Raw genomic sequence first — 25,479 nt, 5'->3', positions numbered from 1 at the left:
GAACGTTTGCAAGGGAAGTTGACGGTGAAACAGACTGCTATGAACTCGCAAGAAGGGAAGGAGCATTCCGCCTCGCAACCAACCGCCTTTGGGTTGCATATTGGTTTGTTCACGGCAGCCGACAGTGACGTACAAGAGAGCGATGTTGCGGTGCTTCTCCTCAACCCTTGGGGGATCGAGGAAATGTGCACGCGCCGTTTCTATCGCATCCTGGCCGAACGGTTCGCCAAAATCGGCGTTGCAAGCCTACGCTTCGATTATCCAGGGACAGTGAACTCACTCGACGACACCTCGGCCGAACGTGGATTGTCGGCATGGTCTGAGGTGATCGGGAAGGCTGCTGACGAGCTTAAGATGCTTTCGGGTGCTCGGAACGTGATTTTCGTCGGCCAGGGTATTGGCGCAAGTCTTGCCCTCATGCGGGCTCATTGCGAGCCATCGCTTGCAGCGATCGCCCTTCTTGCGCCGGTGCTGAAAGGGCGTGTCTATCTGCGGGAGCTTTCGTTGTTTTCGAGGCTCATCGACGATGGTCTCGGCATAAAGCCGGAGCTCCGTGATAGCGCACCTGGATCAATCGCTGGATTGCGCATGCCACGTGCTGTCGCAGAGGATATCAAGGCAATCGACCTCAACGGCCTCCAAATCGCCAACCAGCCACCTGTTTTCATCGCCGAGCGCCCGGGCTTAGAAGGCGACACGACGTTTCGCGACAGGCTGGAGGCCGCTGGCTGCCAGCTGCGCACGATACCATTTGCGGGATATGATGCGCTCGTGTCCAACCCCCTGAACCAGGACATTCCGGACGCACTCATCGATGAACTGATCGACTGGCTGCAGGCGCTACCGCAATATCGGGGCCGCAGCGCGTTGCCGGCGAAGAAACCCGAGGCGACTGCATCGGTCCGGGTGGATGCGATCCGAGAAACCTCTGTTCGCTTCGGTCCGGCCGATCGCCTGTATGGTATCTTGTGCGAGCCGACTGACAAATCCTCCGGCGTGACCGCGGTTATCGTGACGACTGCCTACGATCATACCGCTGGTTGGGCTCGCTCCTCTGTCGAGCTTGCACGCGCGCTCGCGAAGGTTGGCGTGGCGTCCTTGCGTTTCGATAGCGCCGGCGTCGGGGATAGCCCTCCGGTAGTGGCGCGTCGCAAGCAGGTCCTCTATGACGAGGCCCAAATTGCTGATGTCGGAATCGCTCGAGACTATATTGATGGCCTCGGTAGGAGCCAGCGCACTATTCTCATTGGACGCTGCAGCGGCGCGTACGTTGCCTTCAGAAGCACAGTTGACGATCCGCGCTGGGACGCCTGCTTGATCGTCAACCCGGTGGCTTTCCGCTGGCGTTTCAAAGGCTTGCCAAAGACCCTGAAAGCCTATCTCAGGAATGCCCTGGATCTTGAAACTGTTCGCCGCCTGTGGGCCGGCGACGTGGACCTTGGGGCGGTGACAAAGAATATCTCCATGCGTCTCGTCGACCGGATGGCTGGCAGCCTGTCTCCCGTCTTTGCGCCTGCCAAGCCGCTCACACAGCTCACAAGGCAGGTGCATCGCGATTTTCATGCGCTGGCCAGCCGTGGCACGCCGCTTTCGATCATCTATACGGAAGGTGACGAAGGGCAAGAGATGTTCCGGGTCAACTTTGGCGACGCGGGCGAGAAATTATCCGCCTATCCGAACGTGCAACTGCATCTGTTTTCTGCCGCAGACCACAATTTGACGCCGCTGCCGGCACGCGAAAAGATGATTGAGCTGGCAAAGCGGCAAGCTCTTTCGCTTGACGACGCCCGCGACGCTAAGCGCGCAGCAAGCGGCTGATCGGTTTGCATTCCTGCTCGGCCGTGTTCTGATATGTCAGGCTGCTCAATATGCACCGTTGCGCTGGTTTTTTTGCCAGCGGCCAATCGCCCTGTGATTGTGATTTGGTGAAAAATTGCAACCATTGCGGAATGGGAGATACTGCTAACTCGAGACAATACTTTGCGTGGCAGTGATTGCAGACGTGGGGCCTTAAGTATTATTGGATCGTGTCTTGATTTAAGTCTTACAGCTCACCAATTCATATACTTAAGCGTGAAGTTCACGCGACGCCTAGTAGCTTCATATTGGGAGGTCATCATGGCACTCACTCTGATGGAAGGAAGGAAAAGGCAGGATTGGGCTAACGTGGTTCTGGCGGTTTGCTTGTTCGTCTCGCCGTGGATCATGGGGTTCGCGGCTGAAGCAATGCCGAGCTGGAACGCCTGGATCGTTGCCGTTATGCTTGGTGCGCTGGCCACAGCAGCACTGTCGGTATTCTCCGAATGGGAGGAATGGGCAAATCTCGTGCTCGGCCTCTGGCTGATCGCGTCGCCCTGGCTGCTCGGTTTTGCGGCCAGTGCTAGTGCGATGTGGACGGTTGTCGTACTCGGTGTGCTTGTTGCCGCCGTGTCGCTGTGGGCGGTCTGGGACGTTCATCATCCGCACGCCCACGCTTAGACCAGACGTAATCCGGTCGCCGCGGCGGTGGGTTTTGTGAACTGACCGTACTCACCGCCCAAATGATGGTTCAGCCTTGATGCGCGATCAGCATTGATCGCGAAGGCGCGGCAATGTCGATGTGCCGCGAGCCAATTCGTGATCAGCGATCGGCTCCCTAAACTTCGAATATCAGCAGGAAATAAGCGACGAAGAGAACGAGGTGGACTGCGCCTTGCATCAGGTGCGTGCGACCGCTTGCAAAGGTAATGATGCTGAGAGCCAGTGTCAGAACGAGCATCACGGTGTCAGTGCGCTCCAGGCCGAGCACGACGGGATGCCCCGTGAGGTGGCTGATGACCAGCATCGCAGGTACTGTCAATCCGATCGTGGATAGAACCGATCCCAGGAAGATGTTGACCGACCGCTGCAGATGATTGGCGACCGAAGCTCGCACGGCGCTGATCGCCTCCGGTGTCGCGACAAGGACAGCCATGATGACGCCGCCGAGCGCTGCCGGAGCACGAAGTGTCTCGATGAAGTAGTCGACTGGCGCGGCCAACTGCTCGACCAGGAAAACGACGAGAGCCATGTAGGCAACCAGCAGAATAACGGGAAGCCATAGAGGTTCTTCTGTGGTTCTGATGTGCCCTTCCGCCACCTCACGGGTATCATCGATGAAGAATCCTCTATGGCGACCAGTCTGCAGGGTCAGGAACACGCCGTAGAGCCCAACGGATATCAAGGCGAGAACCGTTTGCTGGACGGCGGAATAGGGCGGTCCGTTTGTCGGATGCGTAAAATTCGGCATGATCATGCTGAGGGTTGCCAGAGGCACGATGACGCCCAGATAGGCGTTGGCGCCCTGCAGATTGTGGTGCTGCTCATGCCGTCGCCAGCCACCGATCAGCAGGGACAGGCCGACCATGCCATTGAGGATGATCATCACGACGGCAAAAAGAGTGTCGCGCACCAGCGTTGGGTTGTTCTCGCCATGTAGCATGACCGCCGTAATGGCCATCACCTCGATCGACGTGATTGCAAGCGTCAGAATAAGCGTCCCATAAGGTTCTCCCAGTCGCTCCGCGAGGTGATCGGCGTGACGTACGACTGACAACACGGAACCAAGCACAACTGAAAAAAGCCAAGTGAAGATGACCGCCAGCCATAGGGGATTGGGAAGTAATCCAAAGATGACGTCGCTGAAAAGGAAGCACACAAGGCTCGTCGCGATGCTGGCTGCAAGCAGCCATTCCCGGCGGGCGCGTTCCAACCTAGGGCGTTGCGACAAGGTCACTTCTGAGTTCATCCTCCAGCTCCTCACAATCCCTTCGAAGAATACGCCACAAGCCGACCCATCCGTCCACTCCCATCGCGCAGTCGAAGACCTCGTCGAGCGCGTGGTCTTCGACTGCGTGCGTGCAAGCATTTTTTTCCGCGGTCAGTGGCTGAATTTCTCTCCTTCGACTATGGGATCGTTTCGACCGACATAAAACCTTCATCGCAAAAGCCGAAATAGCCTCGAGCATTCAGCACGGCTTTGCGATTGGGAAAACGACCATGACGACGTTACAGCAAGTGGCGGCAAGAGCGGGTTGTTCGCTTGCTACGGCAAGCCGAGCCCTTAGCCTCAAGGGTTCCGTGAGCGACACGATGAGCCGGCGCGTTCGGCGTGCCGCTGCCGAGCTTGGCTATCGATCAACACCTGCCATTGGCAAAGGCGGCAGACGCCCTGTTATTGGGGTTCTCATCCCGAGCATCACCAATCCGGTCTTCTCTTCCTCCCTATCCGGCATCGAGGACAGGATGCTGGTGGCCGGTCACGGAGTGCTGATTGCACAATCACATTATGAACCGGCACGGGAGGCTGACGCGATACAGGCATTGTTGAATGATCGACCCACCGGCCTGATCCTGACCTTATGTGATCCTTCGAACACCAGGAACCTGCCCTCGTCGATGCCGCCGACCGTGCTGCTCGGCAACCGGCCAACCGAGATATTTCCCGCAGCCGTCACCGTCGACAACTTCAGGGCGGGATACGAAGCAGCAAAAATGCTGACCGCACTCGGCCATAAAGCAATCCTGTTTGTTTCTGGAACCTTCTCCGCCTCCGATCGCGCACGCCTGCGGCATGAGGGCTACCAGCAGGCCATGCTCGAGGACGGTATCGAAGCGTTGGATCCGGTACAGGTGCCCTTTGTTGGTGGTTACGACCAGCTTGATTTGAGCGGCGCGGTGACCCGGTTTTCGCCCACGGCGATCATTGCCTCCAACGATCTTCTGGCTTTTGCGGTCATCGGAGCTTTGCGGCGCGAGGGACTTTGCGTGCCGCGCGACATGTCGGTGGTTGGCTTCGACGGCATTGCGATCGGCCAGATGATGGATCCACCGCTGACGACGATGGAAATGCCGGACGCCAGTATGGGGAGAACTGCGGCATCGTTGCTCCTGGATATGGCCGAGAACGCTGCACCCACGCGGCATTTCGATATCGCCTATTGCCTGCGGCGGGGTGGTACGGTTCGCGCGATCTGAAGGAAGCAAACCACCGCCTCCAGGGAAGCGGTGGCCATCTTCACTAGCTTGGCGATCAACTGCGTGGCAGCAGACGCTTTACTTCATCAGCAGCGTCGTCCAGCGCTTCCTGCGGGGTTGCGGACTGGTCGACGACACGCGAGGTGTTGTCGACGATCGTCTGCGTGACGCGAACGCCATTTGCACCCGGGAAGGCGTACCAAGGGATCATGCGCGGCATCTGCTTCAGGCCGGGCTGGAAGAGCGGGTTCTGCTTATAGAAGTCGCCGAGATACTCCGGAGACGTCGCGGCCAGCTCGTTGTTCGGCACGTAGCCGGTTCCGGGTACGACGACCGAGGCGCCATACGGCCCGGCGGCAAACTTGGCAAACTTCCAGGCTGCATCCTGTTTGGTGGTGTCACGCGTCAGGATGACAACCGCGTTGCCGCCGGTCGGCAGCTTGCCGTTGACCGGGTCGAGCAGCGGGATTTCGGCGGTGCGCAGGTCGAACTTGCCGCCGACATTCTTGATCGTGTTGCGCAACGCGCCGGTTGTCTGGAAGGCAAAACCGACCTTACCGGCAACGAAAGCCTGTTCGCCAGCGGCCTTGGTAAAGACCGGCATGCCAGCTTCCTTGACCATGCGCTCGACAATGGTCATCGCCTTCTGGCCTTCCGGGCCGTTGAACGCCACGCTGCTTTCGTCTTCGCTCAGCATCTTGCCGCCGGCACCAAACAGCAGCGCGGAGAACATCCAATCGTCGCCCTGCCAGCGGAAGTCGATGGAATCGACGCCGTTGCCGAGCGCCTTGATCTTGGCGCCGAGTTCGATGACGTCGTCCCAGCTCTTCGGCGGATTGTCGGGGTTGCCGCCGGCAGCCTTCACCAGGTCGGCATTGTAATACATGATCGGGTTCGACGTCGCGAAGGCAAGACCGACTTGCTTGCCGTTCACCTGTGCGAGCTTCAGGATGTTATCCGAGAAGCCCTGTTCCGCCATGCTCTTGTCCTTGGCGATCAGCGGGCCCAGGTCGACCGGGAGGTCGCGCTCGTTGGCCATGCGCAGGCGGTTCAGACCGATGAAGGTCAGGTCGGGCATCTCGGGCGTGCCGGCCTGACGCAGGATCGTCTGGATGCCTTCCTCGTAGGTCGCGGACGGGTTTGCGAACTGGATCTTGATGTCAGGATTTTCCTCCATGAACTTCTTCGAGATCGTGTCCATCACGTCCTTGAAGAAACCCGGCATCGGATAATGCACGGTCAATGTCGTCTCGGCATGGGCCGGAAGCGACACCGTCATGGCGACCGCCGCGGCGGCTAGAATCTGTGTGAAATGCTTCATCGCATGGCTCCTGGTTAAGACCGGTCAGCCCTTGAGACCGGTCATGGTGATGCCCTCGACGAAGCGTTTCTGTGCCAGCAGGAAGGCGGCGACGAGGGGGAAGGTGATGATGAGAGTGGCGGCCATCAGCGCGCCGTAGTCGTCTCCGGCCTCCGCTGCGCGGAAGTAGAGAAGGCCGAGGGGCGGCGTCGCATAGGCCTGGTTCGAGATGACGATCAACGGCCAGTAGAGGTCGTTCCAATGCGCGACGACAGAGAAGATCGCGAAGGCAGTGATCGCCGGCCAGGCGTTCGGCACGATAACGCGCACGATGATGCCGACCTCCGTCATGCCGTCGAGACGTGCTGCGTGGATCAGGTCGTCCGGCATGGAACGGAAGAACTGCAGGAAGAGGAAAATGCCGAAGACCGAGATCGTGAAGGGCGCGACCAGCGCGAAGTAGCTGTTCAGACCTGCGACCTTGTCGAAGGCGACATAGAGCGGCAGCGCGGTCGCATGGATCGGGACCAGGAGGCCGAGCATGACGAGCATCATCATGGCACGGGCCGCCCGGAATTTGAGCTTCGCCATCGCATAGGCACAGGGGATTGCGATCGCCACCTGGATGACAAGGATCCATGCGCAGACCACGACGCCGTTGAAAAGCAGGTTGCCCATCGAGACGCGCAACAAGGCCTTGGTGACGTTCTGGACGTAGAACCATTGCTGCGGGACGAGGGACAGCGATGATGTGAAGATGTCGCTCTGTGCTTTGCCGGCCGTCGAAATCATGAAGATGTACGGGGCGAGGAAAACGAGCGCGCCAAGGCTCAGGATAGACAAACGGATGATGCGAGCAACGGGGAAGGTGGTTGCGTTCATGAGTAGTGCACCTGTCGGTCCTGGATGCGGTATTGCAGGAACATCAAAACGACCAGAATGGCGAGGAAGACGACGGTCATGGCCGAGGCATAGCCGACCCGCAGATAGACGAAGCCTTCCTGGTAGATCGTGAAAAGGAGCACTTCAGAGGCTTTGTTCGGTCCGCCCTCGGTCAGCGTCTTGACCGTTTCGAAGACTTTCACGGAGTTGATGATGCTGATCGTCGTCACGAAGAGTGTCGTCGGTCCGAGCATTGGCCATGTGACGAGGCGGAAGCGATCCCACCCGGAACGGGCCCCGTCGACTTCGGCCGCAGCATAGAGTTCGCGGGGGATGGCAGTAAGGCCAGCCAGGAAGAGCACCAGGTTAAAGCCCACTGATTGCCAGATGCCGATGATCGACAGCCCGTAGAGCACGGTGCTCGAGGCGCCGAGCCAATTCGGCCCCTCAACACCGATTTGCGATAGCATCGCGTTGATCGGCCCGATGGTCGGGTGAAAGAGGTATTGCCAGACGGTCGCCATGGCGACGAGGAGCGAGGCGACGGGCAGGAAATAGGCAGTCCTGAAGAAGGAGCGGCCGATACCCTCGGCCTCGATCAGCATGGCAAGGCCAAGCGCCATGAAGATCGAGATCGGTGTGACGATCGCCGTATAGACCGACGTGTTCCAGAGCGAGCGCTTGAAAGTGCGATCGGTCAAGAGTTCGGCATAATTCTGAAAGCCGACGAACTTGAAGCCGGCATAGCCGAGTTCGAAATCGGTGAAGCCAAGCCAGATCACTGCCGCAACCGGCAGAAGGATGAACAGGAAGACGAGCACGATCGCCGGCAGGGACAGCAGCCAAGCCGTCCTGGCTTCGTTACGCTCGGTGGTCCTGGACAACGCACGTCCGATGACGCCTGAGGCGGCGGCAATGTCAGCCATGCGCAGCCTCCCGCGCAACGCTGGTCGTCAAAGGTGCTGCCGGCAGGCGCACTCCATCGGCGCCGAACACAAGGATATGCTCGCCGGCAACGTGCAGGCGGACCGGCATGCCGGCGGCAAGACCGGCACCTTCGACGGGTGGGATCTTGGCGATCATGGTTTCGCCGATCGCGTCCAGACGGCTATAGATGATGATCTCGGAACCGAGGAATTCGACACGCTCGATCCGGGCCGGCAGGCCGCTTTCACCGCCGCGCGTGAGGCGGACGAATTCCGGGCGTATGCCAAGCGTTACAGCCCTGCCGGCCGGAAGCGTGCGGTTGGAAAGCACGTAGCGTACGTCACCGAGAACCACTGTCGAACCCTCCTTAATCTGCGAGGGAAGAAGATTGATCCGAGGCTGCCCGATAAACTTTGCGACCTCGATATGCTGCGGATCGTCATAGATGAGCTGGGGCGGCGACAGCTGGAGGAGTGCGCCACCGATCATCACGGCGACCCGATCCGCCATCGAAAGCGCCTCGGCCTGATCGTGGGTGACGTAAAGGGTCGGCACGCCAGCGCGCCGGTGCAGTTCGACGATCTCGCCACGGGCATGCACGCGCAGGTTCGCGTCAAGGTTCGAAAGCGGCTCGTCCATCAGGAAGATCGCCGGTTGTCGCACCATGGCACGACCAAGCGCGACGCGCTGGCGCTGGCCGCCGGACATCTGGCCTGGCTTGCGGTCGAGCAGGTGCTCTATCTTCAGCGAAGCCGCCATGCTGCGCACGTGGCACTTGATGTCGGCGATCGCCTTGCGCTGGCCGGGCATCAACGGCCCAATGAGAGGCAAGCGCTGGGCGCGCGTCAGCCTGCGCATGACGAGCGGCACGGCGATATTCTGGGCGGCCGTCAGATGCGGATAAAGCGCGTAGGATTGGAAAACCATCGCAATGTTGCGCTCGGCCGCCTTGAGGCGGGTGACATCCTGGTTTGCGATCACAATCTCGCCGCCATCGGCGGTCTCGAGGCCGGCCAGGATGCGCAGCAGCGTGCTCTTGCCGCAGCCGGACGGGCCGACAAGCGCGATGAACTCGCCCGGCTCCGCGTCCAGGCTGACGCCCTTCAGGATCGGGTTTTCGCCAAAGGATTTATGAATGCCGCGAAGGGACAGGGCGCTCACTCGGCGGCCTCCTTCTTGACGGCCTTTGGATAGACCTCGTGCACCACTTCATCGAGCACATGCGCGGTCATGCCCGGCACGGCGACGATCTCACTCATGACGTTGTCGCCGAGCGTATGGATGACAGCGCCGACGCGACGCTCGCCCGGCATCACACGCTCCATTTTGTCGATCACGAAGGCAGCCGACGGACCCCAGACAAGCGAGGTGCCTTCGAAGCCTCCCTGCCAGGCCCAGTGGAGGTGACCGCTGGCAAAGAGCGGCACGTCGTGGGCGGCGATGAGATCGTAGAGCCGTCTGCGCTGGCTCGGGCGGACGGACCAGTAGCCGGTGTCGCCTTCATGGGGTTCGTCAACGAAGAGTGGCTTATGGGCAAACAGTGCCAACCGGCGACCATTGCGCTTTTCGAAAGCGTTCTGCAGCCATTCGAACTGAGCTTCCTCTTCATCGTCCTCGTGGCCGAGAAGCAGCGAGTTGAGGCCGACGAGGCGCCAGTCATTCGTGTCCTCAATCCAGCGGTCGTCGCCGGCAAGTGTGCGCCAGCGCTGCAGGCGCTCGCCATTCACTGGCTGATCCGAGCCCGGCATGTGGCCGACATCATGATTGCCCGGCACGATAAGCATCGGGATCGACGTCTGACGCATCAGATCCATACAGAAGGTGATGTCGCTTTCCTTGTCCGCGCCGTCGACCGTGAGATCGCCGGTGTGGACGATGAGGTCAGCGCCGGTTGCCTCGATCCAATTTAGGAGCGGTGCCCAGTTGCCATTGAAATGCGGCTTCTCGGGGCTGAAATGGGTGTCGGTGATCTGGATGATTTTCATGAGGGGCCGCTCTCCGGTTTGGAAGCGTGCCGGATTGTTGGGCACGCTTGGTGCAGCCTCTTTAATGGTGGCCCGTGTCAGCGCGGTAACAGCGCTTTCCACTGCCGTTCCATTTTCGTCGCACAACTGTCATGCGAAGCTGTGTTCGGTCCCGGGTTAACCTGACCGGGGCGTTCCCCACTGACCCGATGCACTTGCTGGCAGAGCCCCTCCGCCTATCTCCCTTCTGTGAGAGTTCGCGAAAACTGCCGATTGGCCGTCGACGGACCAGGTCGCAACAGCCACAGGAGACGTTGATGCCGGAGCCCCTTGTCGTCCGCCGCGAGACCCACATTTCGGCGCCGCCTTCCGCCGTTTTTGCCTTGCTCACCGATCCCGAAAAGATCCTGCGCTGGATGGGAACTGAGGCACAAGTCGAGCCGCAGCCAGGTGGTCTTTATCTCGTCAACGTGACCGGCGCTCGCTTCGCGCGCGGCTCATTTCGGGAGGTCGTGCCTGTTCACCGGCTCGCCTACAGCTTTGGCTGGGACGGGAGCGAGATTGTACCGCCCGGGTCGAGCCTAGTGGAGATAGACCTGATCGAGAAACCGGACGGAACCCTGTTGCGGTTGACCCACACCGGACTGCCGAACGCCGAGCAATGTGCCGGGCATGCGGAAGGCTGGGAGCATTATATCGGCAGACTGGCGGAATGCGCGGCCGGGCGCGATCCGGGTCCGGATCGCTGGGCTGGTCGGACCTAGTGGCCATTCTCCGGCTCCAGGTTGACGCGATAGAAGCGCCGGTGACAGTTTTCAATCGGAAGGCATGATCGAGGCATGGATCTGCCCACCTCTCTAGCATGGCTGGTCGATGAAGCCGGCATGTCGCCTGATCCCGAGAGGTTTCTGGCCGAAATGGGACGCAGGCTGCTGGTGGATGGGTTGCCGCTGGCGGGCGGCGCCCTGACACTTGTGGCGCCGCACCCAATCATCGCCCGCCGTACATGGCTGTGGCGGGCCGAAACCGGTGCCGTTATTGAGGCGCTAAGCTTCGTCGATACCTTGCCCAATCAGGCAGGACATGAATGGCTGGCCGGTCTTGGACCAGTTCATGAGAACATCGTGGGCCCGGCGCCGGATGGTCCGGTGCTCGGATGGGCGGGAACACGAGCGTTTACCCCGGACGAGATAGACGAGTTGCACCTGGCGGCACGCTTTGCCGCTCCTTCCTTGGCGGCGCTCGCGGCAAGGGCAGGGTTGGCCGCGCTTCTCGAAGCCTATCTCGGCCGACGGAGCGCTTTGCGGGTGCAGGCCGGCGCTTTATCTCGCGGCTCGGGCGAAACGATAAGTGCCGCTCTGCTGTGTGCAGATTTGCGAGACTTTACGGCGCTCTCGGAAGCGACGGAACCGGCGGTGATGATCATGACGCTTGATGCCTGGTTCGATCGAATTGCAGGTGCAGTCCACGCCTTCGGCGGTGAGGTGCTGAAGTTCATGGGGGATGGAGTGCTGGCAATTTTCCCCGTTGCAGGAACTGCCCGGAGCGCATGCGAGGCGGCATTGCGTGCGGTTGGTTCTGCTCGCGCGGGTATGACCCATCTCGATACCATCCGCCGAGGCCAAGGATTGCCGTCACTGCCCTTTGGTGTAGCACTTCACTTCGGGGAGATTCTTTGGGGCAATATTGGTGCTGCAGACCGGCTGGACTTTACCGCGATCGGGCCGGCAGTCAATCTCGTCAGCCGCCTCGAGGGGTTGTGCAAGCCTCTCGGACACACCGTGTTGCTGTCTGGCGCGCTGGCGGCGGAGGTCGATGCGACCTTGGTTCCTCTGGGGAAGCATGCCTTGAGGGGTATTGCGAAGCCCTGCGCGGTCTTTACTTTGCCTGGCGACTGACAGACCCCTGGCCTAAACTAGAACCAAACATCGGCCACCTTACGCGCGTCTGGCGACAGATCCTCGAAACTATGAAGACCATCAAAGCGCTGCAGGCGAATATCGGATACGTCTGCAGGTTCCGCAAGGCGCAGGTTGACTGCAATTCTTGTTTGACCGTTGTTGCTTGGCCTCAAGGCGCGCCAGCTAACGAGATTGCCGCAGCGGCGACAGAAGTTGAAGGAAAGGGTCCGCGAACCACGAACATACGCCGTCAGTGCATTGGTCTTGTCTTCGACGTGAATTCCTTGGCCGTCATACTCATAGGCCCACAAAACGCCGTAACGCCGGCAAACAGTGCAGTTACAGATCGTGGCATCCGGGATGGTGCCTCGAAACTCCCAGTGAACTGCTCCGCAATGACAGGAGCCGCGGGTTATCTTGGGGATGGGTCGCTGCAGTTTGCCCGTCGTCATGGCAATTCTCCCCTCCACTACTCCTTATTCTTCTACCGCAGATGGCTCAGGTTCGATAGCTGCGACCATCGAAGTTCGGTGCGTGGTTGGCCGCCGAGCACGACTTTGGCTGGCAGCTATTTTGCGGCAGCGTCTCCTGTCCCCCGCCCGGCCAGAGTGCTAAGCACGAGTACGATGTCCTGCCAAAAACCGGCCTTTTGAATGTAGCGGGCATCAGCTTCGGCGAGCGCCTCAGGCGTCGACATGTCGATTCCCTGAAGCTGGGCCAGTCCCGTTATGCCGGGTCGCACGGAGAATACCTGGCGTTTGCGTCGCGCGGCGATGACGTCATGTTGCGATGGGAGACACGGGCGAGGACCGACGAAGCTCATGTCTCCGCGTAAGACGTTGATAAGTTGTGGTAATTCGTCGAGCTTGTAGGCTCGCAGTTTCCGGCCGAGCGGCGTGATCCAGGAGGACGCAGCGTCATGAGAGCCGACGTTGGGGGAGCCCGCCGCCATCGTCCGGAATTTAATGCAGACAAATGGTACCTCGCCCCTGCCCACGCGCTCCTGAAGAAAAAGCGCGCCGCCAGGCGACGATTTGCGCACAAGGAGCACGAGGACAATGAAGGCCGGAGAAAGAACGATAAGTCCGAGGCCCGCGGCGCAGATATCAAATAGTCGCTTCAGGGACCTGTTAAAGCCGTTGAGCATCGGGAGATTCAAGTTCCTATGTGAAACAATCAACGACAAAGCTCTCAAAATGAGCGCTTCAAGGCGGTTCGCATATCAAGGGGCGGCGTCCAGTCCAATAGCGCGCGTGTATGCGATATGTCCACCTCCAACCAATCGGTAAGGCGACTTACGAGATCTCCTTTGCCGGTTGCCCGGCCGAGGAGATGCAGGATGGCCGGAGGAAACGGAACCAGTCGTGCCGAACAATCCATCGCAGCCGCAAGCCGCCTCAACAACTCGGGGGTCGAGATTGCCTCGTCGTCGCTTGCCAGCAATATTTGACCGGCTGCGGCCGGATGAAATGCTGCGGTCACGATGAGATCGGTAAGATTTTCCACGTGTACCATGGATCTTCGATTGTCGATCGAGGCCAGGGGCAGCGGAATTCCGCTTCGAAGGAGCTTCGTGAGAGCTCGGAAGCTTCCGACTGCTCCTCGCCCGTAGACCAGCGGCGGGCGAATGATGACGATCTCCATGCCAGACGTCTTGGAAAGTGCAATCAGTGCTTGTTCGGCTTCAAGCTTCGAGGCCGCGTATTCGGTCGCCGGATCCGGTGAATCGTGAGGCGTGAACGGACGCCCCTTGGTCGATCGTTCTCCGCTCACCTTGATGGTGCTGATAAAGACGAACCTTTTGACCCCCGATGCCGCCGCCTGCTCTGCAAGGTTGATCGTCCCATCGGTGTTGACCCTTCGGAAAACGTCAGTTCCTGAGCTTGATCCATCGATGACGTTCTGGTTTGTCGCCGCGAGATGGATGATGCCATCGACGCCAGGCAAGGCGGCCTTCCAATCCGTTGCGCCATCAATGTCCCCGACAGAGACACTTCCTGCCTGCGCAGAACGGCCAGCGGCCCTATAGGCGACATCGCGAGTGCGTAATTCCTGCTGGAGATTTTGACCGACAAAGCCGGTTGTGCCGGTAACCAGTAGCATTCTCAGCTCCGAGCCGACGGCAGGATGCAAGGCAAACCTTTGACGCAGGCTGTCATTGGGAGACGCCTTGGCGAAGGGAGACGAGATCAACCACCCCGTCAAATGGCCGATAGTCCTGTACAAGCTCGCTCAGGATGCGGCGCAACTCCTCGACATCGCCCCCGTCGGCGGCAAAGCCCAATTGCTGAAGTTTCGGTGACAGGGCCTCCCAGGTGATAAAGCGTTCGCGCGCGCGCATGATCTTGGGATGTTCGGTTGGCTCGGGATTGTCACCGATCAGCAATTCTTCGTAAAGTTTCTCTCCTGGCCGCAGGCCAGTCGTGACAATGCTGATATCGCCTGACGGATTTCGCTCATCTTTGAGGGTCAGGCCGGATAGCTCTACCATACGCCGGGCAAGGTCGATGATTTTGACGGGTTCACCCATGTCGAGGACGAAGACGTCGCCCCCCTTGGCCATGGAGCCTGCCTGAATAACGAGCTCCGTTGCCTCCGGCACCGTCATGAAGAAGCGGATGATGTCGGGATGCGTCAGAGTAATGGGGCCGCCTTGGCGAATTTGCTGGCGGAACAAGGGGACAACCGAGCCGGATGATCCCAATACGTTGCCAAACCGCACCATGGTGAGGACGGTTGTGGCGCCCTCTGCCGCCAATCCCTGAAGTGCCATTTCCGCCAGTCGCTTGGTAGCGCCCATGACGTTGGTCGGCCTGACCGCCTTGTCTGTGCTGATCAGTATGAATCTTTCGGCGCCGGTATTGATCGCCGCTCGCGCAACCGCAGCAGTGCCAAAGACATTCGTCTTGACCCCTTCTACGGGGTTCTTTTCAACCAGCGGCACATGTTTGTACGCTGCAGCGTGATAGACGGTGTTTGGCCGCCAGGTCTCCATGATTTTCTGGATACGAAGCTCGTCGCAAACGCTTGCAAGCAGGGGCACGATCTGCAGCCCGGTATCCGTGTTGCTACCCAGCAGTTCGTTCTCTAAGGCATAAAGCCCATATTCGTTCTGGTCGAGGATCAGCAATGCGGCCGGCTTCAGCCGCGCCAGTCCGCGGCAGAGTTCGCTGCCGATTGATCCAGCAGCGCCTGTCACCAGCACGACCCGACCGCGAATGTTGCGTTCCAGCAGTGCTTGATCTGGCCGAACCGGCGTGCGGCCCAGCAGATCCTCAATATCCAGTTCCTGCAGGTCGGTGAACTCTGCCTGGCCGCCGGCGAGGGCGTTCAGGTCGGGGACAGTACGAACGGCAACGCGTGCTCCACGAAGCTGCTCCAGGATTTCATTGCGGCGGGACCGATCGATCTTAGGAAGCGCCAGGAGGATCGTGCGCACGTTCAGCCGCACGCTCAATTCCACGATTTTCTCTGGATCGTAAACCACAACGCCGCCGATGAGGCTCCCATGCAAGCTCTTGTCATCGTCGAGATAGCCGACAACCTTGAAATCAGCACTACCGCTGAGCGCGCCGGCGACCTGCCTGCCTCCGGATCCAGCACCATAGATGAGCATGTTCGTCTGTGTATTCTGTCGCAGGATCCGCTTGTAGGCCTCACTCAGGAAATATCTCGCCATGAAGCGGGAAAGGCCGATCGCCAGCAGCAGCAACAACGGCTGCATGATGCCGATCGTGCGTGGTATTCCCGGGAAGCTGATGGCGGTAAAAATGGCCATGAACGCAAGGCCGTAAATCGATATGGCCTTGATGACCGTGATGAACGCCGACCAACCGAGAAAGCGGAAGATTGCCCGGTAAAGACCCATTGTGATGAAGATCGGCAGGGCAATCATGAGTGACACAGGGATTGTTGCAAGCTGCATCCCGGTGAGCGTCACCCAATCATTCAAGCGAAAGCAAAAGGCGAGCCAGATGGTCAAGATGCAAAGGCATGAATCGACAAGCAGGGCCAAAACACGCTTCGCAGGCCGCGGCAAGTCGAGAATGCTTCGAACGTACCTGTCGGAAACCGCCCGCATCTGCACCTATCCCTGCACGCGGACGGGAACTGCGTTATGCAAATCGGCAGTGTGCAAAGGAACGTCGCGGCTCTGGGCAAAGGAGCCTGAACGCAGCCTTATCGAACAGGCAAAACATGTGGCGGCAAACAGCAGGGCGTAGGATTCGCCCAGAGCAAGCCGGTTATTCGAATTGCTGAGGATAGTGAAGGCGAAATAGACCGCAAACGTCAGGTAGCAAGCAAAGGCGCTCTTGCTGATGATGCCTGCCGATGAAGCCCGATAAACGCGATAAAGGGCCGACACAACGATCAGCGTCAAAATTGCGAGACCGGAGAAGCCATACCGGACGAGGATCTCGAGGTAGCCGTTGTGCATCAGCGTGTAAGTCACACCGCGATAAGAGGTCGTTTGCCAGAGGGTGAGCCACGTGTTGCCGCTGCCAAACGCCGGTGCGACGGATATGACGTCGATTGCATTGGCCCACAGCTGCAGCCGCTCATCCAGGGAGATCGGTGTCTCCGAGGAGGCGATCGCGTCCTGCAGGACGCGATGCAAGGAAACACCACTATCCAATCGATCAACGATCCCCACGACGGAACTAAATGTTGCGGCTCCGAAGTGCGCCAGGTTGTCGCGAACCTCATAGATCCCCCACGACAGGAGCAAAAGGCCGCTCATGGCGGCGGCGAGCACTGTCTTTCGCCGGAGGTAGAAAAGTGTCGCTGCAACCATCAGGCCAAGAGCCGGCAGTAGCGCCAACCATACGCCCTTGGACTTGGCGCCGTAAATATTGAGAACCGCCAGGCCGATCACCATCACGGCAATCGCTGAGACAGCTGCCTTGGTGCGCGCCGAGCTGCCAATCTCCCATTGATGCAGGGCCCAGTAAAAGGCCCCGATGAAGATAAAGCCACATCCGACCGCGCCGTGAATAGAATTATGATGGAAAGCAGGAGACATCCGCTCTCCCGCCAAGATCGCCGATAGCGGCGTCGAGATGACCAGGAGGACAAGCGCGCCGCAGAAGAAAGCCAGCAAAATTGGCTTGATGAGGTTCCAGCTCGTATGCAGCGCCACGCCCATCGCAGGAAAAAAGATCGCAAAAGCGTAGAGCCACTCCGACGCGCCTCTTTCACCGTCTACAATCAACCCGAAGAGAAACCTGAACAAAGCTAAGAAACCCCAAGCCACGCAGACGATCGCCAACCAGTCGGTCAGCGATGCGCGCAGAGGGACCTTACGAAGCATAAGGGTCAAGGCCATGAGCAGGATGGCAGCATATCGATAGACGTCGCTTTCTATCAACGTGACTGACATCATCCCTAGCCATAGCATGGCGATAACGAAGTCGAGGGCAGCCGGCTTCGTCTGACTGCGAGGTACAGATACTGTCATGAGAGTGCATACCTTATCCGGCGCGCATACTCGATCAAGCGAAGAAAATGCGTTCCGATCTTGCGGGCGCCTCGCAATTTCACGGCGCGGTACTGAGCCCTGTTGGCAATCTGGCTCACAGCTGAGCGTTCGGATAGTTCGACGATATTCTGCCGAACGGTATAGATATTAACGCCAGTCTTCCATCCGCGCTCAAGGGTCATATCGAAGGGGAATTCGATATCGCCCGCGCTTTCAAGCAGCTTTCGGGCGCCTTCGCGCGTGACCAAATAGCATGCCGCTGAACCCTGCGGACCGTGCAAACAGCGCCCAACAGCATCTCCGTACTCCGAGATGGCGACTGTCCGACACCATTTTGACCTGTGATTGAGCAACTTTACGACCTCGGCGGACGGGACTGCTCTTAAGATCGCAGCTGCCCTCGGCGTGAAATCCTGACGCAATTCCACGTCATCTTCCATAATGATGGCGTTTTCGTAGCTGCTCGAAAGAAAGGCCTCCAATGCCCTCATATGAGCACGATAGCAACCGTATTCCCCGGGCAGCATCTGTCGACCGTTCCGACGCAGAAATTCTTTCTCGTTAAACCCGGATCTTTGTGCCGCAGGGATTGAACGTCCATCCACACCTGGAACTCTGTCGATCTGCATTCCGGCCAGAGTTGCTTGCGACGAAACCTCCGCCCATCGCTTTGAAGAGCTGTCCATGTTGATCACGTACGCGCCGATCAAACGTTGCAAACGCTTCATCCCTGTTGCCGTGTTCAATTCGAGCATTTGATCCGCGTCACTTGTGGCACTCTTTCGACCCTTACCTTGCCTTTTGCTTTCGAGGCCCAAAGGAGACCGCAACGGCACAGACCGCTTTCGATGGCTTGAATGGATCATATTTCCGCCCATTCTTATCTACAACAGCTTCTGCGTGTGTATCCACAATTGTGGGCAAAGACCATGCTTCGGCCACAGCAAACGCGAAAGGCCGGGACGCATGCTATGGCAGTCGCAAATTCAACGCGGGTGTCTCTACCTTCGTATTGGCGCTTCTTGCAAGCCCGATGTGCGCCGGGCGCTCAAATTCCGAATAGTATTGAAGGCTCATTATCGGCCTTGCCGTCGCGTACTCGGTGGTGAAGCTGATAGTGGAGGCACTTAAACCGAAGGTGCTATGTTTCGCTTCAGCCTGATGATCGCTCTTTGCGCCCGCCTGAGCCTCTGTTAAGCATTCTAGCTGTGCGAAACGAAACGCAAGCGAAAGAGACCGAACTCATGTTCCTGAGCGATCGCCAAACGGAAATAGTCGGGATGGCCAAGTCGAACGGCCGCGTTTTCGTCGAGGAGCTGGCCGCGCATTTCTCTGTTACGCCGCAAACGATCCGCAAGGATCTGAACGACCTCTGCGACGCCCAGATTTTGACGCGCGTTCATGGTGGCGCCACATTTCCAAGCGGCACCGAGAATGTGAAATATGAGGCGAGACGCCAGATCGCGGCGACCGAAAAGCAAGCGATCGGTGTGGCCGCCGCTGGGCTTATCCCAAATAACGCGTCGCTTTTCATCAATATCGGCACTACGACGGAGGCCGTCGGCGAGGCGCTGATGAACCATCATGAGCTGATGGTCATTACCAACAACATCAACGTTGCCAATCGACTGAGGCTGCTTCCCACAATCGAGGTTGTCATAGCCGGCGGGGTCGTGCGCGGCTCTGACGGCGGTATCGTGGGGGAGGCGGCTGTCGATTTCATTCGGCAATTCAAGGTGGACTATGCCGTGATCGGCGCATCGGCGATCGACGAGGACGGAGCACTGCTTGACTATGACTTTCGCGAGGTGAAGGTCGCGCAAGCAATCATCGCGAATGCGCGGCACGTCATTCTGGTGGCCGATTCGACGAAGTTCGAACGGACTGCGCCCGTTCGCATCGCGCAGCTTCCACAAGTGCATACCTTCATCACCGATCGGTGCATTACGCCTTCGATCCGTCGCCTGTGTCAGGAAAACAGCGTGAAGTTGATCGAGACTGGATCAGCGCATGGGTAGACACTGGCAATTTAGGGTTCATTCGATCCTTGTCCTGCGCTAGCTTTTGCCCATGAGTCTAGAAACCGTCCGCGCATTCCTCAGCGCACATGCTCCCGATCTCGAGATCATCGAAACCGCCGAAAGCTCTTCGACCGTGGCGCTGGCTGCCGACGCGCATGGGGTCGATCCCGCTCAGATCGCCAAGACGATCTGCCTGCGGGTCGGTGAGGAAACGATGCTGGTCGTTGCCGGCGGCCTGGCGCGGCTCGACAACAGGAAGTTCAAGGACACCTTCGGAGGCAAGGGCCGGATGCTTGGGCCGGAGGAGGTCGTGGAGGTTACCAGCCATCCCGTTGGTGGTGTCTGCCCCTTCGGATTGCCAAGGATTTTGCCGATCTACTGCGATGTTTCGCTGCGGCGATTTGATGAAGTTGTGCCGGCTGCCGGTTCCACCAATTCGGCCGTGCGCATATCGACCGAGCGCTTGGCGGAACTGACAGGGGCGATCTGGGTCGACGTGTGCCAATAAAGATCGGCGCGCCTAAAGCTTCAAACCCGCGAAGCAATCCCTATATAAGCTCCTGACATGCGTTGTTTGTCAGGACAGGAGAGAGATTGGATGCCTCGTGCCGTTTCGCGTTTTGCCAAGATTGCGGCGATTGCCGTTGTGACAGGCGCTACCGTATTTGCCTCGATCGGCGAGGCCGATGCGCGCCGCGCCGGCAGCTCCGGATTCGGCAGCCGCGGCACGCGAACGTTCCAGGCGCCGCCTGCCACGAGCACGGCGCCTTCGCCGGCTGCCCCAATTGAGCGCTCGATGACGCCCCGCCAGCAAACCAACGCGCCATACGCCGGTCAGCAGCCACTCGGCACGCAGAGGCCTGGCATGTTCAATGGTTTTGGACGATCGATGATCGGTGGCCTCATCGCTGGTGGCCTTCTTGGCATGTTGCTCGGCCACGGTTTCGGTGGCGGCTTCGGCTTCCTCGGCATGCTGTTGCAGGTCGCCCTGATCGCCATTGCGATTTCCTTTGCCATGCGTTTCTTCGCCAATCGCCGCCAGCCGGCCTACGGCGGTCCCAGTCGCGCAACCGCCAGCAACATGGCTTCCGGCGGCAACGCGTCATTTCAGATCCCGTCGATTGGATCAGGGGCAGGTTATCAACAGCGGCAATCAAACGCGAAACCGAATGACGAGCTCGGCCTAGGTCCGCGCGACCTTGACCGCTTCGAGCAACTTCTGACAGAGGTACAGACCGCCTATGGGGCCGAAGACTACGCCACGTTGCGCCGCCTGACGACGCCAGAAGCCATGTCCTACCTTGCCGAGGAACTCGGGGAGAATGCGACGAACGGCGTGCGCAACGAAGTGTCGAATGTCAAGCTGCTGCAGGGCGACATTGCCGAAGCCTGGCGGGAGGATGGCGCGGAATACGCGACGCTTGCGATGCGCTATTCCTCTATCGACGCGCTCGTCGAGCGGGCGAACGGCAAGCTCGTCAGCGGGGACAACACTCGACCGACAGAGACGACGGAAGTCTGGACTTTCGTGCGCAGGGGAGGGGACGAGTGGAAGCTCGCCGCAATCCAGGGCACAGAGCAGCGCGCCGCGTAATCCACGCGGCGAACGCCCTTCAACCCTCTTGAGCAGTGGGGACGACCCAAAGTGGTCGATCGTCACGCTTGTTGCGCAAGGCCGGCGCTGACTGATCCTCGACGGCGAGGCCCTCCTCGCCTTCGTGAACATCCACTTCATAAGTGTAGTCGTAGAGCATTTCGCATGCCCGCTCGCTGGCCTTGATCTTGGCTTCCGTTTCGCCGATCGCTGTCGAAATTGCCTTGATACGGGCACGCAGCATGGAGCCAAGAATGTCGGTCGCCGGTCGCTTTTCCAGCCTTTCCAGGTGATGCTCGATGCGTGAGGCATGGCGCTCGAGTTCGCGTTTGCTAAAACGCGCCTTGCGCATTTCCTCCGACAGGTCAGATCGCATGCGGGTGAGCGGATCAAACGTGCCGGGCTCGCGCTCGTCCAAGGTCAGCTGATTGACCAACTTTTCGATGACCATAAGGGCTTGCAAGTCGATGGGGTCTGCGAGCTCAACGTCGTAGCCCGTATCATCGAACACCTTCCTGCGGACTGGATCCAATAAGAGCTCGTAAGCCCTCTGCACACGACTGAATGCCTCCGGATCGCCCCCGGAGTCCGGATGCGTCGCCTTCGCGCGGCGCCGATACGCCGCCTTTACCTGATCGTCGGTCGCATCTCGCCGGACGCCGAGAATCTCATAAGGATTGGTCACCATCCCTCCGTCGCTGTTCGGACATTGCCGTGCCACCCATGAAGGGTATTCGTCCATCGAGGCTTTCTTCTACCATCACTGGGGCGGAGTTTGGACAAAAAGAATAAACAAAGTCGCACGAGGAGATCGCCAGATTGAGCAACGCGGCCGCGTGACGATAGTCGCGAGGTAGTTTGGCGCAGCGAAAATTTGTGACCCTGTCCACATGATGTGCAATTCGGCCACTCAGGGTCCCATTGGAGTGGCCTCTATTCGACGCTGATGCACATGGAGCCTGGCAAATATTCCCAATCGCGTCATCGCGGCCGCGCAAAAACGCGTGCCCAGCATACTGCTTAATCGTTATAATCGCGCAGCCCGCGTTGACGGTTTTCGTCAAATCGCGTTCTATCCGCCACCATTTGTCCGGCCGGCTAGGCGGGTCCGACGAATTCGGAGGAGGTTTTATGCGCATTGTCCGCACGATAGCTGAATTGCGCGATCGGCTTAGCGCCTCTCGGCGCGACGGCAAAGCGATCGGTTTTGTACCCACCATGGGATTCTTGCATATCGGTCACATGGAGTTGGTCGCCCGCGCACGCTCCGAGAACGAGGTGAGCGTGGTCTCGATCTTCGTCAATCCGCTGCAGTTTGGCGCCAATGAGGATCTCGGCAAGTATCCGCGGGATCTGGCGCGCGACAGCGCGATGCTCGAGACTGCCGGCGTCGACATCCTGTTTGCACCTGAAGTGAGCGAAATGTACCCGCGGCCGATGCTGACCCTCGTTGATGTCCCGGCACTCGGAAATCAGCTGGAAGGGGAGGTGCGACCCGGGCATTTCGCAGGTGTGGCGACCGTCGTCACGAAGCTTTTCAATCTCGTGCAGCCCGATCGCGCTTATTTTGGCGAGAAGGACTACCAGCAGGTGGCGCTTATCAAACGGATGGTCGAGGATCTCGCCCAGCCGGTTCGGGTTGTTGCCGTCCCGACGGTAAGGGAGGCCGATGGGCTTGCTTGCTCATCGCGCAATGTCTACCTCAATGAGCGGGAACGGGCCGCGGCCGTGGTCATGCCGAATGCGCTGGCAGAAGCCGAGCGGCTCTATGCCAAGGGTTGTGATAGCCCCGAGGAAATGGAGGCGGCGCTTACACGGTTTATCGCGGTGGAACCGCTTGCTACGCCCGAAGTGGTCGCCGTACGCCATCCTGAAACGCTGGAGCGCGTGTCCTCGCTGCAATCGGCGCCAGCCCTCGTTGCGCTTTTCGTGCGGATCGGCACGACGCGGCTCCTCGACAACAGGGTGATCGGGATCAAATCAATCAACAATTCGAGGGCGGCATAGTGAGCATCCATGGCAAGCAGAAGCGGCTGACGACAGCAGCGATCCGGGCGATGAAGGGCAACGACCGCATCGTCTGCCTGACAGCCTACACGACGCCAATCGCCCGCCTGCTCGATCAGCACTGCGATCTTCTCCTGGTTGGCGATTCCCTCGGCATGGTGCTGTACGGCATGGAGACGACGGTTGGTGTGACACTCGACATGATGGTTGCTCATGGCGCCGCCGTCATGCGCGGTGTGTCGCATGCCTGCGTCATCGTCGACCTTCCCTTCGGCAGCTACCAGGAGTCGAAAGAACAGGCGTTTCGCAACGCTGTCAGACTAATGCAGGAGACCGGCTGCGATGGCGTCAAACTGGAGGGCGGCGAGGAAATGGCGGAGACGATCGCCTTCCTGACCGCGCGAGGTGTGCCGGTTTTTGCTCACGTCGGGCTGATGCCGCAGTTGGTCAATACGGTCGGCGGCTTCCGGTCGCTCGGACATTCAGACGAGGAGGCGGCAAAGATTCGCCGCGATGCACTGGCGGTCGCAGAAGCTGGCGCGTTCGCTGTCGTTGTCGAGGGAACCGTCGAACCTGTCGCCCGCGACATCACTGCTTCGCTTAGCGTGCCGACCATCGGTATCGGCGCGTCGCCTGCCTGTGACGGGCAGGTACTCGTGTCGGACGACATGTTGGGGCTTTTCAACGACTTCAAGCCGCGCTTCGTCAAGCGCTTTGCCGAATTGAGCCCGCTGGTGTCGCAAGCCGCCCAGGCTTACGCCGACGAAGTCCGCTCCGGGCAGTTCCCGGCCAAGGAACATACCTTCCAGCCGAAACGGTAGCGTTGGGCAGCTATGTCGATGCGGGAAATAGCGACCCTAGCGCCGGCCTAGCCAGGCTTCGATTCCGCGGGCCGCTGCCCGGCCGGTGGCAAAGCATGCCGTCAGGAGATAGCCGCCGGTTGGCGCCTCCCAGTCGATCATTTCACCGGCGACGAAGAGGCCGGGCAACGCCTTCAGCATGTAGTTCCGATCAAGCTCATCCCACTCGATGCCGCCTGCCGAGGAAATCGCCTCGGCGATCGGGCGGGTTCTTCGAAGGGGGATGGGCAAGGCCTTGATCAGACCGGCCAGTTGATAGGGATCGCCGAGGTTTGTGGCGCCCGCAAGCTCGCGAAGTAGCGCCGCCTTTACGCCGTCAATGCCGGCAGCCTTCCTGAGTCGGTTCGATAGACTTGCCTTCGGATCCTGTTTTCCAAGTTCACGGGCGATGCGCTCTCGCGTGCGTCCCGGAATTAGATCGACGTAAAGTGTTGCGGCTTCGCCGGCGGTCAAGCTCTCCCTCAATACGGCTGTATGGGCGTAGACGAGGCTGCCCTCGATACCATGCCGGGTGATGACGAATTCTCCGGGGATCGTTCCCGCCGATGAGGATGCCGTGACTGATTTGACGGGCTCGCCCGAAAATCGATCTCGCAGATACTCGCTCCAATCGACATCGAAACCGCAATTGGCGGGCTGAAAGTCATCGATTGCGATGCCTTTCTCCCTGAGCCAAGGCAGCCAGCTTCCGTCGGAGCCGAGGCGGGGCCAGCTCTTCCCACCGAGCGAGAGGAGTGCCGCGTCCGGCTGGATCACGTTTACGCCCTTCGGCGTTTCTATGAGGTAGCCCCCGCCAGAGAATCCTATCCACCGGTGCCGGGTCAGGATCTTGACGCCTTGGGTCTCAAGTCTAAGCAGCCAGGCACGAAGAAGCGGTGAAGCTTTCATGGCTATAGGAAACACGCGCCCCGAGGACCCCACGAATGTTTCCGTGCCAAGTCTCGCCGCCCAGGCTCTGACATCGGATGGCTTGAAGCTGTCCAGTGCGTCGCGCAAGCGGGCATTTGATGCGCCGAAGCGTGACGCGAAGCGCTCGTAATCCTCGGAATGGGTGATGTTGAGCCCGGACTTGCCGGCAAGGAGAAATTTGCGCGCGACTGTCGGCATGGCCTCGTAGACCGTGACGGCGTGCCCTTCCAACGACAAACTTTCCGCGGCCGTCAGGCCCGCCGGGCCGCCGCCGAAGATCGCGATTTGCTTCCTCACCATCAAAAATCGCCCGGGATCGATATCGAGGACCCCTCATGGCCTGCCCGAGCGCGATGCGCAAGAGTATCTGCTGGAAACGGACCGCGCCTACGGCGCGCGTTTTCGAGGTCGATTGGTAAAGATAATGAACCCGCGAGAAAACGACCAGTTGCAAGCGTGCTTTGGGCCATGAATACAGCCCCGTCAGACTCAAAATACCACTGCGGACCATGAACGTTGGCAAACACGCGCCAGCGGGGTCTCTGTGGCGGAAACCCCGGAAAACCAATGCTCCCGGTGGGGCGTTTCGGCAACGAGATGATGTAAGTTGCGCGGCCGGCGATGCTCCCCGACCGGGATG

Annotated in this window: 24 protein-coding genes; 10 read left to right on the top strand and 14 right to left on the bottom strand. The window is 59.5% G+C overall.

Going from position 1 to position 25,479, the window contains the following annotated elements:
• Positions 1-24 precede the first annotated feature (24 nt).
• Positions 25-1,818 (top strand): alpha/beta fold hydrolase, encoded by a 1,794-nt coding sequence (locus tag K9B32_RS19750; protein WP_224565238.1) that lies wholly within the window; start codon positions 25-27, stop codon positions 1,816-1,818.
• A 300-nt stretch (positions 1,819-2,118) separates the two neighbouring features.
• Complete coding sequence (locus tag K9B32_RS19745) at positions 2,119-2,478, top strand: SPW repeat protein (RefSeq protein WP_224565236.1); 360 nt, start codon at positions 2,119-2,121, stop codon at positions 2,476-2,478.
• Between the two features lie 157 nt (positions 2,479-2,635).
• Here the strand turns inward: K9B32_RS19745 and K9B32_RS19740 are convergent, their stop codons facing one another.
• Positions 2,636-3,766 carry a calcium:proton antiporter gene (locus K9B32_RS19740; protein WP_224565234.1) on the bottom strand — a complete coding sequence of 377 codons (1,131 nt, stop codon included), beginning with the start codon at positions 3,764-3,766 and terminating at the stop codon, positions 2,636-2,638.
• Between the two features lie 251 nt (positions 3,767-4,017).
• Between K9B32_RS19740 and K9B32_RS19735 the strand changes: the two genes are divergently transcribed.
• Positions 4,018-4,995 (top strand): substrate-binding domain-containing protein, encoded by a 978-nt coding sequence (locus K9B32_RS19735; protein WP_224565232.1) that lies wholly within the window; start codon positions 4,018-4,020, stop codon positions 4,993-4,995.
• A 55-nt stretch (positions 4,996-5,050) separates the two neighbouring features.
• On the opposite strand, the gene K9B32_RS19730 is transcribed toward K9B32_RS19735, so the two are convergent.
• From K9B32_RS19730 to K9B32_RS19710, 5 genes are read right to left on the bottom strand one after another with little or no spacing between them, the layout of a single operon-like run.
• The gene (locus tag K9B32_RS19730; protein ID WP_224565230.1) at positions 5,051-6,316 is read right to left on the bottom strand and encodes an ABC transporter substrate-binding protein; all 1,266 of its coding nucleotides are present in this window, start codon (positions 6,314-6,316) and stop codon (positions 5,051-5,053) included.
• A gap of 24 nt (positions 6,317-6,340) precedes the next feature.
• Complete coding sequence (locus K9B32_RS19725) at positions 6,341-7,177, bottom strand: carbohydrate ABC transporter permease (protein WP_224565228.1); 837 nt, start codon at positions 7,175-7,177, stop codon at positions 6,341-6,343.
• Positions 7,174-8,103 (bottom strand): carbohydrate ABC transporter permease, encoded by a 930-nt coding sequence (locus tag K9B32_RS19720; protein ID WP_224565226.1) that lies wholly within the window; start codon positions 8,101-8,103, stop codon positions 7,174-7,176. Before K9B32_RS19720 ends, K9B32_RS19725 begins: the two co-directional genes overlap by 4 nt.
• Positions 8,096-9,265: an ABC transporter ATP-binding protein gene (locus tag K9B32_RS19715; RefSeq protein ID WP_224565224.1), complete on the bottom strand. Its 1,170-nt coding sequence runs from the start codon at positions 9,263-9,265 to the stop codon at positions 8,096-8,098. The genes K9B32_RS19720 and K9B32_RS19715 overlap by 8 nt, the downstream gene beginning before the upstream one ends.
• On the bottom strand, positions 9,262-10,089 hold the full coding sequence (locus K9B32_RS19710; protein ID WP_224565222.1) for a metallophosphoesterase family protein: 828 nt from the start codon (positions 10,087-10,089) through the stop codon (positions 9,262-9,264). Before K9B32_RS19710 ends, K9B32_RS19715 begins: the two co-directional genes overlap by 4 nt.
• 296 nt (positions 10,090-10,385) lie before the next feature.
• Between K9B32_RS19710 and K9B32_RS19705 the strand changes: the two genes are divergently transcribed.
• Together K9B32_RS19705 and K9B32_RS19700 are read left to right on the top strand one after the other, a co-directional pair.
• The gene (locus K9B32_RS19705) at positions 10,386-10,832 is read left to right on the top strand and encodes an SRPBCC domain-containing protein (protein WP_224565220.1); all 447 of its coding nucleotides are present in this window, start codon (positions 10,386-10,388) and stop codon (positions 10,830-10,832) included.
• 75 nt (positions 10,833-10,907) lie between these two features.
• Positions 10,908-11,966 carry an adenylate/guanylate cyclase domain-containing protein gene (locus tag K9B32_RS19700; protein WP_224565218.1) on the top strand — a complete coding sequence of 353 codons (1,059 nt, stop codon included), beginning with the start codon at positions 10,908-10,910 and terminating at the stop codon, positions 11,964-11,966.
• Positions 11,967-11,983: 17 nt separating this feature from the next.
• On the opposite strand, the gene K9B32_RS19695 is transcribed toward K9B32_RS19700, so the two are convergent.
• From K9B32_RS19695 to K9B32_RS19670, 6 genes are all read right to left on the bottom strand, one after another.
• Entirely contained in the window at positions 11,984-12,421 is a 438-nt protein-coding gene (locus K9B32_RS19695; protein ID WP_224565216.1) for a GFA family protein, read from the bottom strand.
• 116 nt (positions 12,422-12,537) lie between these two features.
• The gene (locus tag K9B32_RS19690) at positions 12,538-13,116 is read right to left on the bottom strand and encodes a sugar transferase (RefSeq protein ID WP_224565213.1); all 579 of its coding nucleotides are present in this window, start codon (positions 13,114-13,116) and stop codon (positions 12,538-12,540) included.
• Positions 13,117-13,160: 44 nt separating this feature from the next.
• Positions 13,161-14,072, bottom strand: coding sequence for an NAD-dependent epimerase/dehydratase family protein (locus tag K9B32_RS19685; RefSeq protein ID WP_224565211.1), 912 nt, complete (start codon positions 14,070-14,072; stop codon positions 13,161-13,163).
• A 52-nt stretch (positions 14,073-14,124) separates the two neighbouring features.
• Positions 14,125-16,050: a polysaccharide biosynthesis protein gene (locus tag K9B32_RS19680; protein ID WP_224565209.1), complete on the bottom strand. Its 1,926-nt coding sequence runs from the start codon at positions 16,048-16,050 to the stop codon at positions 14,125-14,127.
• 6 nt (positions 16,051-16,056) lie between these two features.
• Entirely contained in the window at positions 16,057-17,238 is a 1,182-nt protein-coding gene (locus tag K9B32_RS19675; protein ID WP_224565207.1) for an O-antigen ligase family protein, read from the bottom strand.
• A 185-nt stretch (positions 17,239-17,423) separates the two neighbouring features.
• The gene (locus tag K9B32_RS19670) at positions 17,424-18,203 is read right to left on the bottom strand and encodes a glycosyltransferase family 25 protein (RefSeq protein ID WP_165933026.1); all 780 of its coding nucleotides are present in this window, start codon (positions 18,201-18,203) and stop codon (positions 17,424-17,426) included.
• A gap of 489 nt (positions 18,204-18,692) precedes the next feature.
• Here K9B32_RS19670 and K9B32_RS19665 point away from each other — a divergent pair, with 489 nt between their 5' ends.
• From K9B32_RS19665 to K9B32_RS19655, 3 genes are all read left to right on the top strand, one after another.
• A complete protein-coding gene (locus K9B32_RS19665; protein WP_007801638.1) occupies positions 18,693-19,466 on the top strand; it encodes a DeoR/GlpR family DNA-binding transcription regulator in 774 nt (257 codons plus the stop codon).
• 52 nt (positions 19,467-19,518) lie between these two features.
• On the top strand, positions 19,519-19,977 hold the full coding sequence (locus K9B32_RS19660; RefSeq protein WP_224565205.1) for a YbaK/EbsC family protein: 459 nt from the start codon (positions 19,519-19,521) through the stop codon (positions 19,975-19,977).
• 90 nt (positions 19,978-20,067) lie between these two features.
• Entirely contained in the window at positions 20,068-21,063 is a 996-nt protein-coding gene (locus tag K9B32_RS19655) for a Tim44 domain-containing protein (protein WP_224565203.1), read from the top strand.
• 19 nt (positions 21,064-21,082) lie between these two features.
• On the opposite strand, the gene K9B32_RS19650 is transcribed toward K9B32_RS19655, so the two are convergent.
• The gene (locus K9B32_RS19650) at positions 21,083-21,748 is read right to left on the bottom strand and encodes a J domain-containing protein (protein ID WP_224565405.1); all 666 of its coding nucleotides are present in this window, start codon (positions 21,746-21,748) and stop codon (positions 21,083-21,085) included.
• Between the two features lie 446 nt (positions 21,749-22,194).
• On the opposite strand from K9B32_RS19650, the gene panC reads away from it, so the two are divergent.
• Complete coding sequence (gene panC / locus K9B32_RS19645; protein ID WP_224565201.1) at positions 22,195-23,070, top strand: pantoate--beta-alanine ligase; 876 nt, start codon at positions 22,195-22,197, stop codon at positions 23,068-23,070.
• Positions 23,070-23,891 (top strand): 3-methyl-2-oxobutanoate hydroxymethyltransferase, encoded by an 822-nt coding sequence (gene panB, locus K9B32_RS19640; protein ID WP_224565199.1) that lies wholly within the window; start codon positions 23,070-23,072, stop codon positions 23,889-23,891. The genes panC and panB overlap by 1 nt, the downstream gene beginning before the upstream one ends.
• Positions 23,892-23,927: 36 nt before the next feature.
• Here the strand turns inward: panB and K9B32_RS19635 are convergent, their stop codons facing one another.
• The gene (locus tag K9B32_RS19635; RefSeq protein ID WP_224565197.1) at positions 23,928-25,139 is read right to left on the bottom strand and encodes a TIGR03862 family flavoprotein; all 1,212 of its coding nucleotides are present in this window, start codon (positions 25,137-25,139) and stop codon (positions 23,928-23,930) included.
• Positions 25,140-25,479 lie beyond the last annotated feature (340 nt).

The organism is Rhizobium sp. 3T7, assembly GCF_020166565.1.
GTDB lineage: Bacteria > Pseudomonadota > Alphaproteobacteria > Rhizobiales > Rhizobiaceae > Rhizobium.
Note: the sequence above shows the minus strand (reverse complement) of the source record. Positions and strands in the feature narration are given on the sequence as shown.

Bases quoted from the DNA above. Each gene is read 5' to 3' on its own strand.
- K9B32_RS19695 (WP_224565216.1), bottom strand. From the start codon at position 12,421: ATGACGACGGGCAAACTGCAGCGACCCATCCCCAAGATAACCCGCGGC.
- K9B32_RS19745 (WP_224565236.1), top strand. From the start codon at position 2,119: ATGGCACTCACTCTGATGGAAGGAAGGAAAAGGCAGGATTGGGCTAAC.
- K9B32_RS19700 (WP_224565218.1), top strand. From the start codon at position 10,908: ATGGATCTGCCCACCTCTCTAGCATGGCTGGTCGATGAAGCCGGCATG.
- K9B32_RS19680 (WP_224565209.1), bottom strand. From the start codon at position 16,050: ATGCGGGCGGTTTCCGACAGGTACGTTCGAAGCATTCTCGACTTGCCG.
- K9B32_RS19635 (WP_224565197.1), bottom strand. From the start codon at position 25,139: ATGGTGAGGAAGCAAATCGCGATCTTCGGCGGCGGCCCGGCGGGCCTG.
- K9B32_RS19735 (WP_224565232.1), top strand. From the start codon at position 4,018: ATGACGACGTTACAGCAAGTGGCGGCAAGAGCGGGTTGTTCGCTTGCT.
- K9B32_RS19740 (WP_224565234.1), bottom strand. From the start codon at position 3,766: ATGAACTCAGAAGTGACCTTGTCGCAACGCCCTAGGTTGGAACGCGCC.
- K9B32_RS19705 (WP_224565220.1), top strand. From the start codon at position 10,386: ATGCCGGAGCCCCTTGTCGTCCGCCGCGAGACCCACATTTCGGCGCCG.
- K9B32_RS19685 (WP_224565211.1), bottom strand. From the start codon at position 14,072: ATGCTACTGGTTACCGGCACAACCGGCTTTGTCGGTCAAAATCTCCAG.
- K9B32_RS19725 (WP_224565228.1), bottom strand. From the start codon at position 7,177: ATGAACGCAACCACCTTCCCCGTTGCTCGCATCATCCGTTTGTCTATC.
- K9B32_RS19670 (WP_165933026.1), bottom strand. From the start codon at position 18,203: ATGCTCGAATTGAACACGGCAACAGGGATGAAGCGTTTGCAACGTTTG.
- K9B32_RS19720 (WP_224565226.1), bottom strand. From the start codon at position 8,103: ATGGCTGACATTGCCGCCGCCTCAGGCGTCATCGGACGTGCGTTGTCC.
- K9B32_RS19710 (WP_224565222.1), bottom strand. From the start codon at position 10,089: ATGAAAATCATCCAGATCACCGACACCCATTTCAGCCCCGAGAAGCCG.
- K9B32_RS19660 (WP_224565205.1), top strand. From the start codon at position 19,519: ATGAGTCTAGAAACCGTCCGCGCATTCCTCAGCGCACATGCTCCCGAT.
- K9B32_RS19730 (WP_224565230.1), bottom strand. From the start codon at position 6,316: ATGAAGCATTTCACACAGATTCTAGCCGCCGCGGCGGTCGCCATGACG.
- K9B32_RS19665 (WP_007801638.1), top strand. From the start codon at position 18,693: ATGTTCCTGAGCGATCGCCAAACGGAAATAGTCGGGATGGCCAAGTCG.
- K9B32_RS19655 (WP_224565203.1), top strand. From the start codon at position 20,068: ATGCCTCGTGCCGTTTCGCGTTTTGCCAAGATTGCGGCGATTGCCGTT.
- panC (WP_224565201.1), top strand. From the start codon at position 22,195: ATGCGCATTGTCCGCACGATAGCTGAATTGCGCGATCGGCTTAGCGCC.
- K9B32_RS19690 (WP_224565213.1), bottom strand. From the start codon at position 13,116: ATGCTCAACGGCTTTAACAGGTCCCTGAAGCGACTATTTGATATCTGC.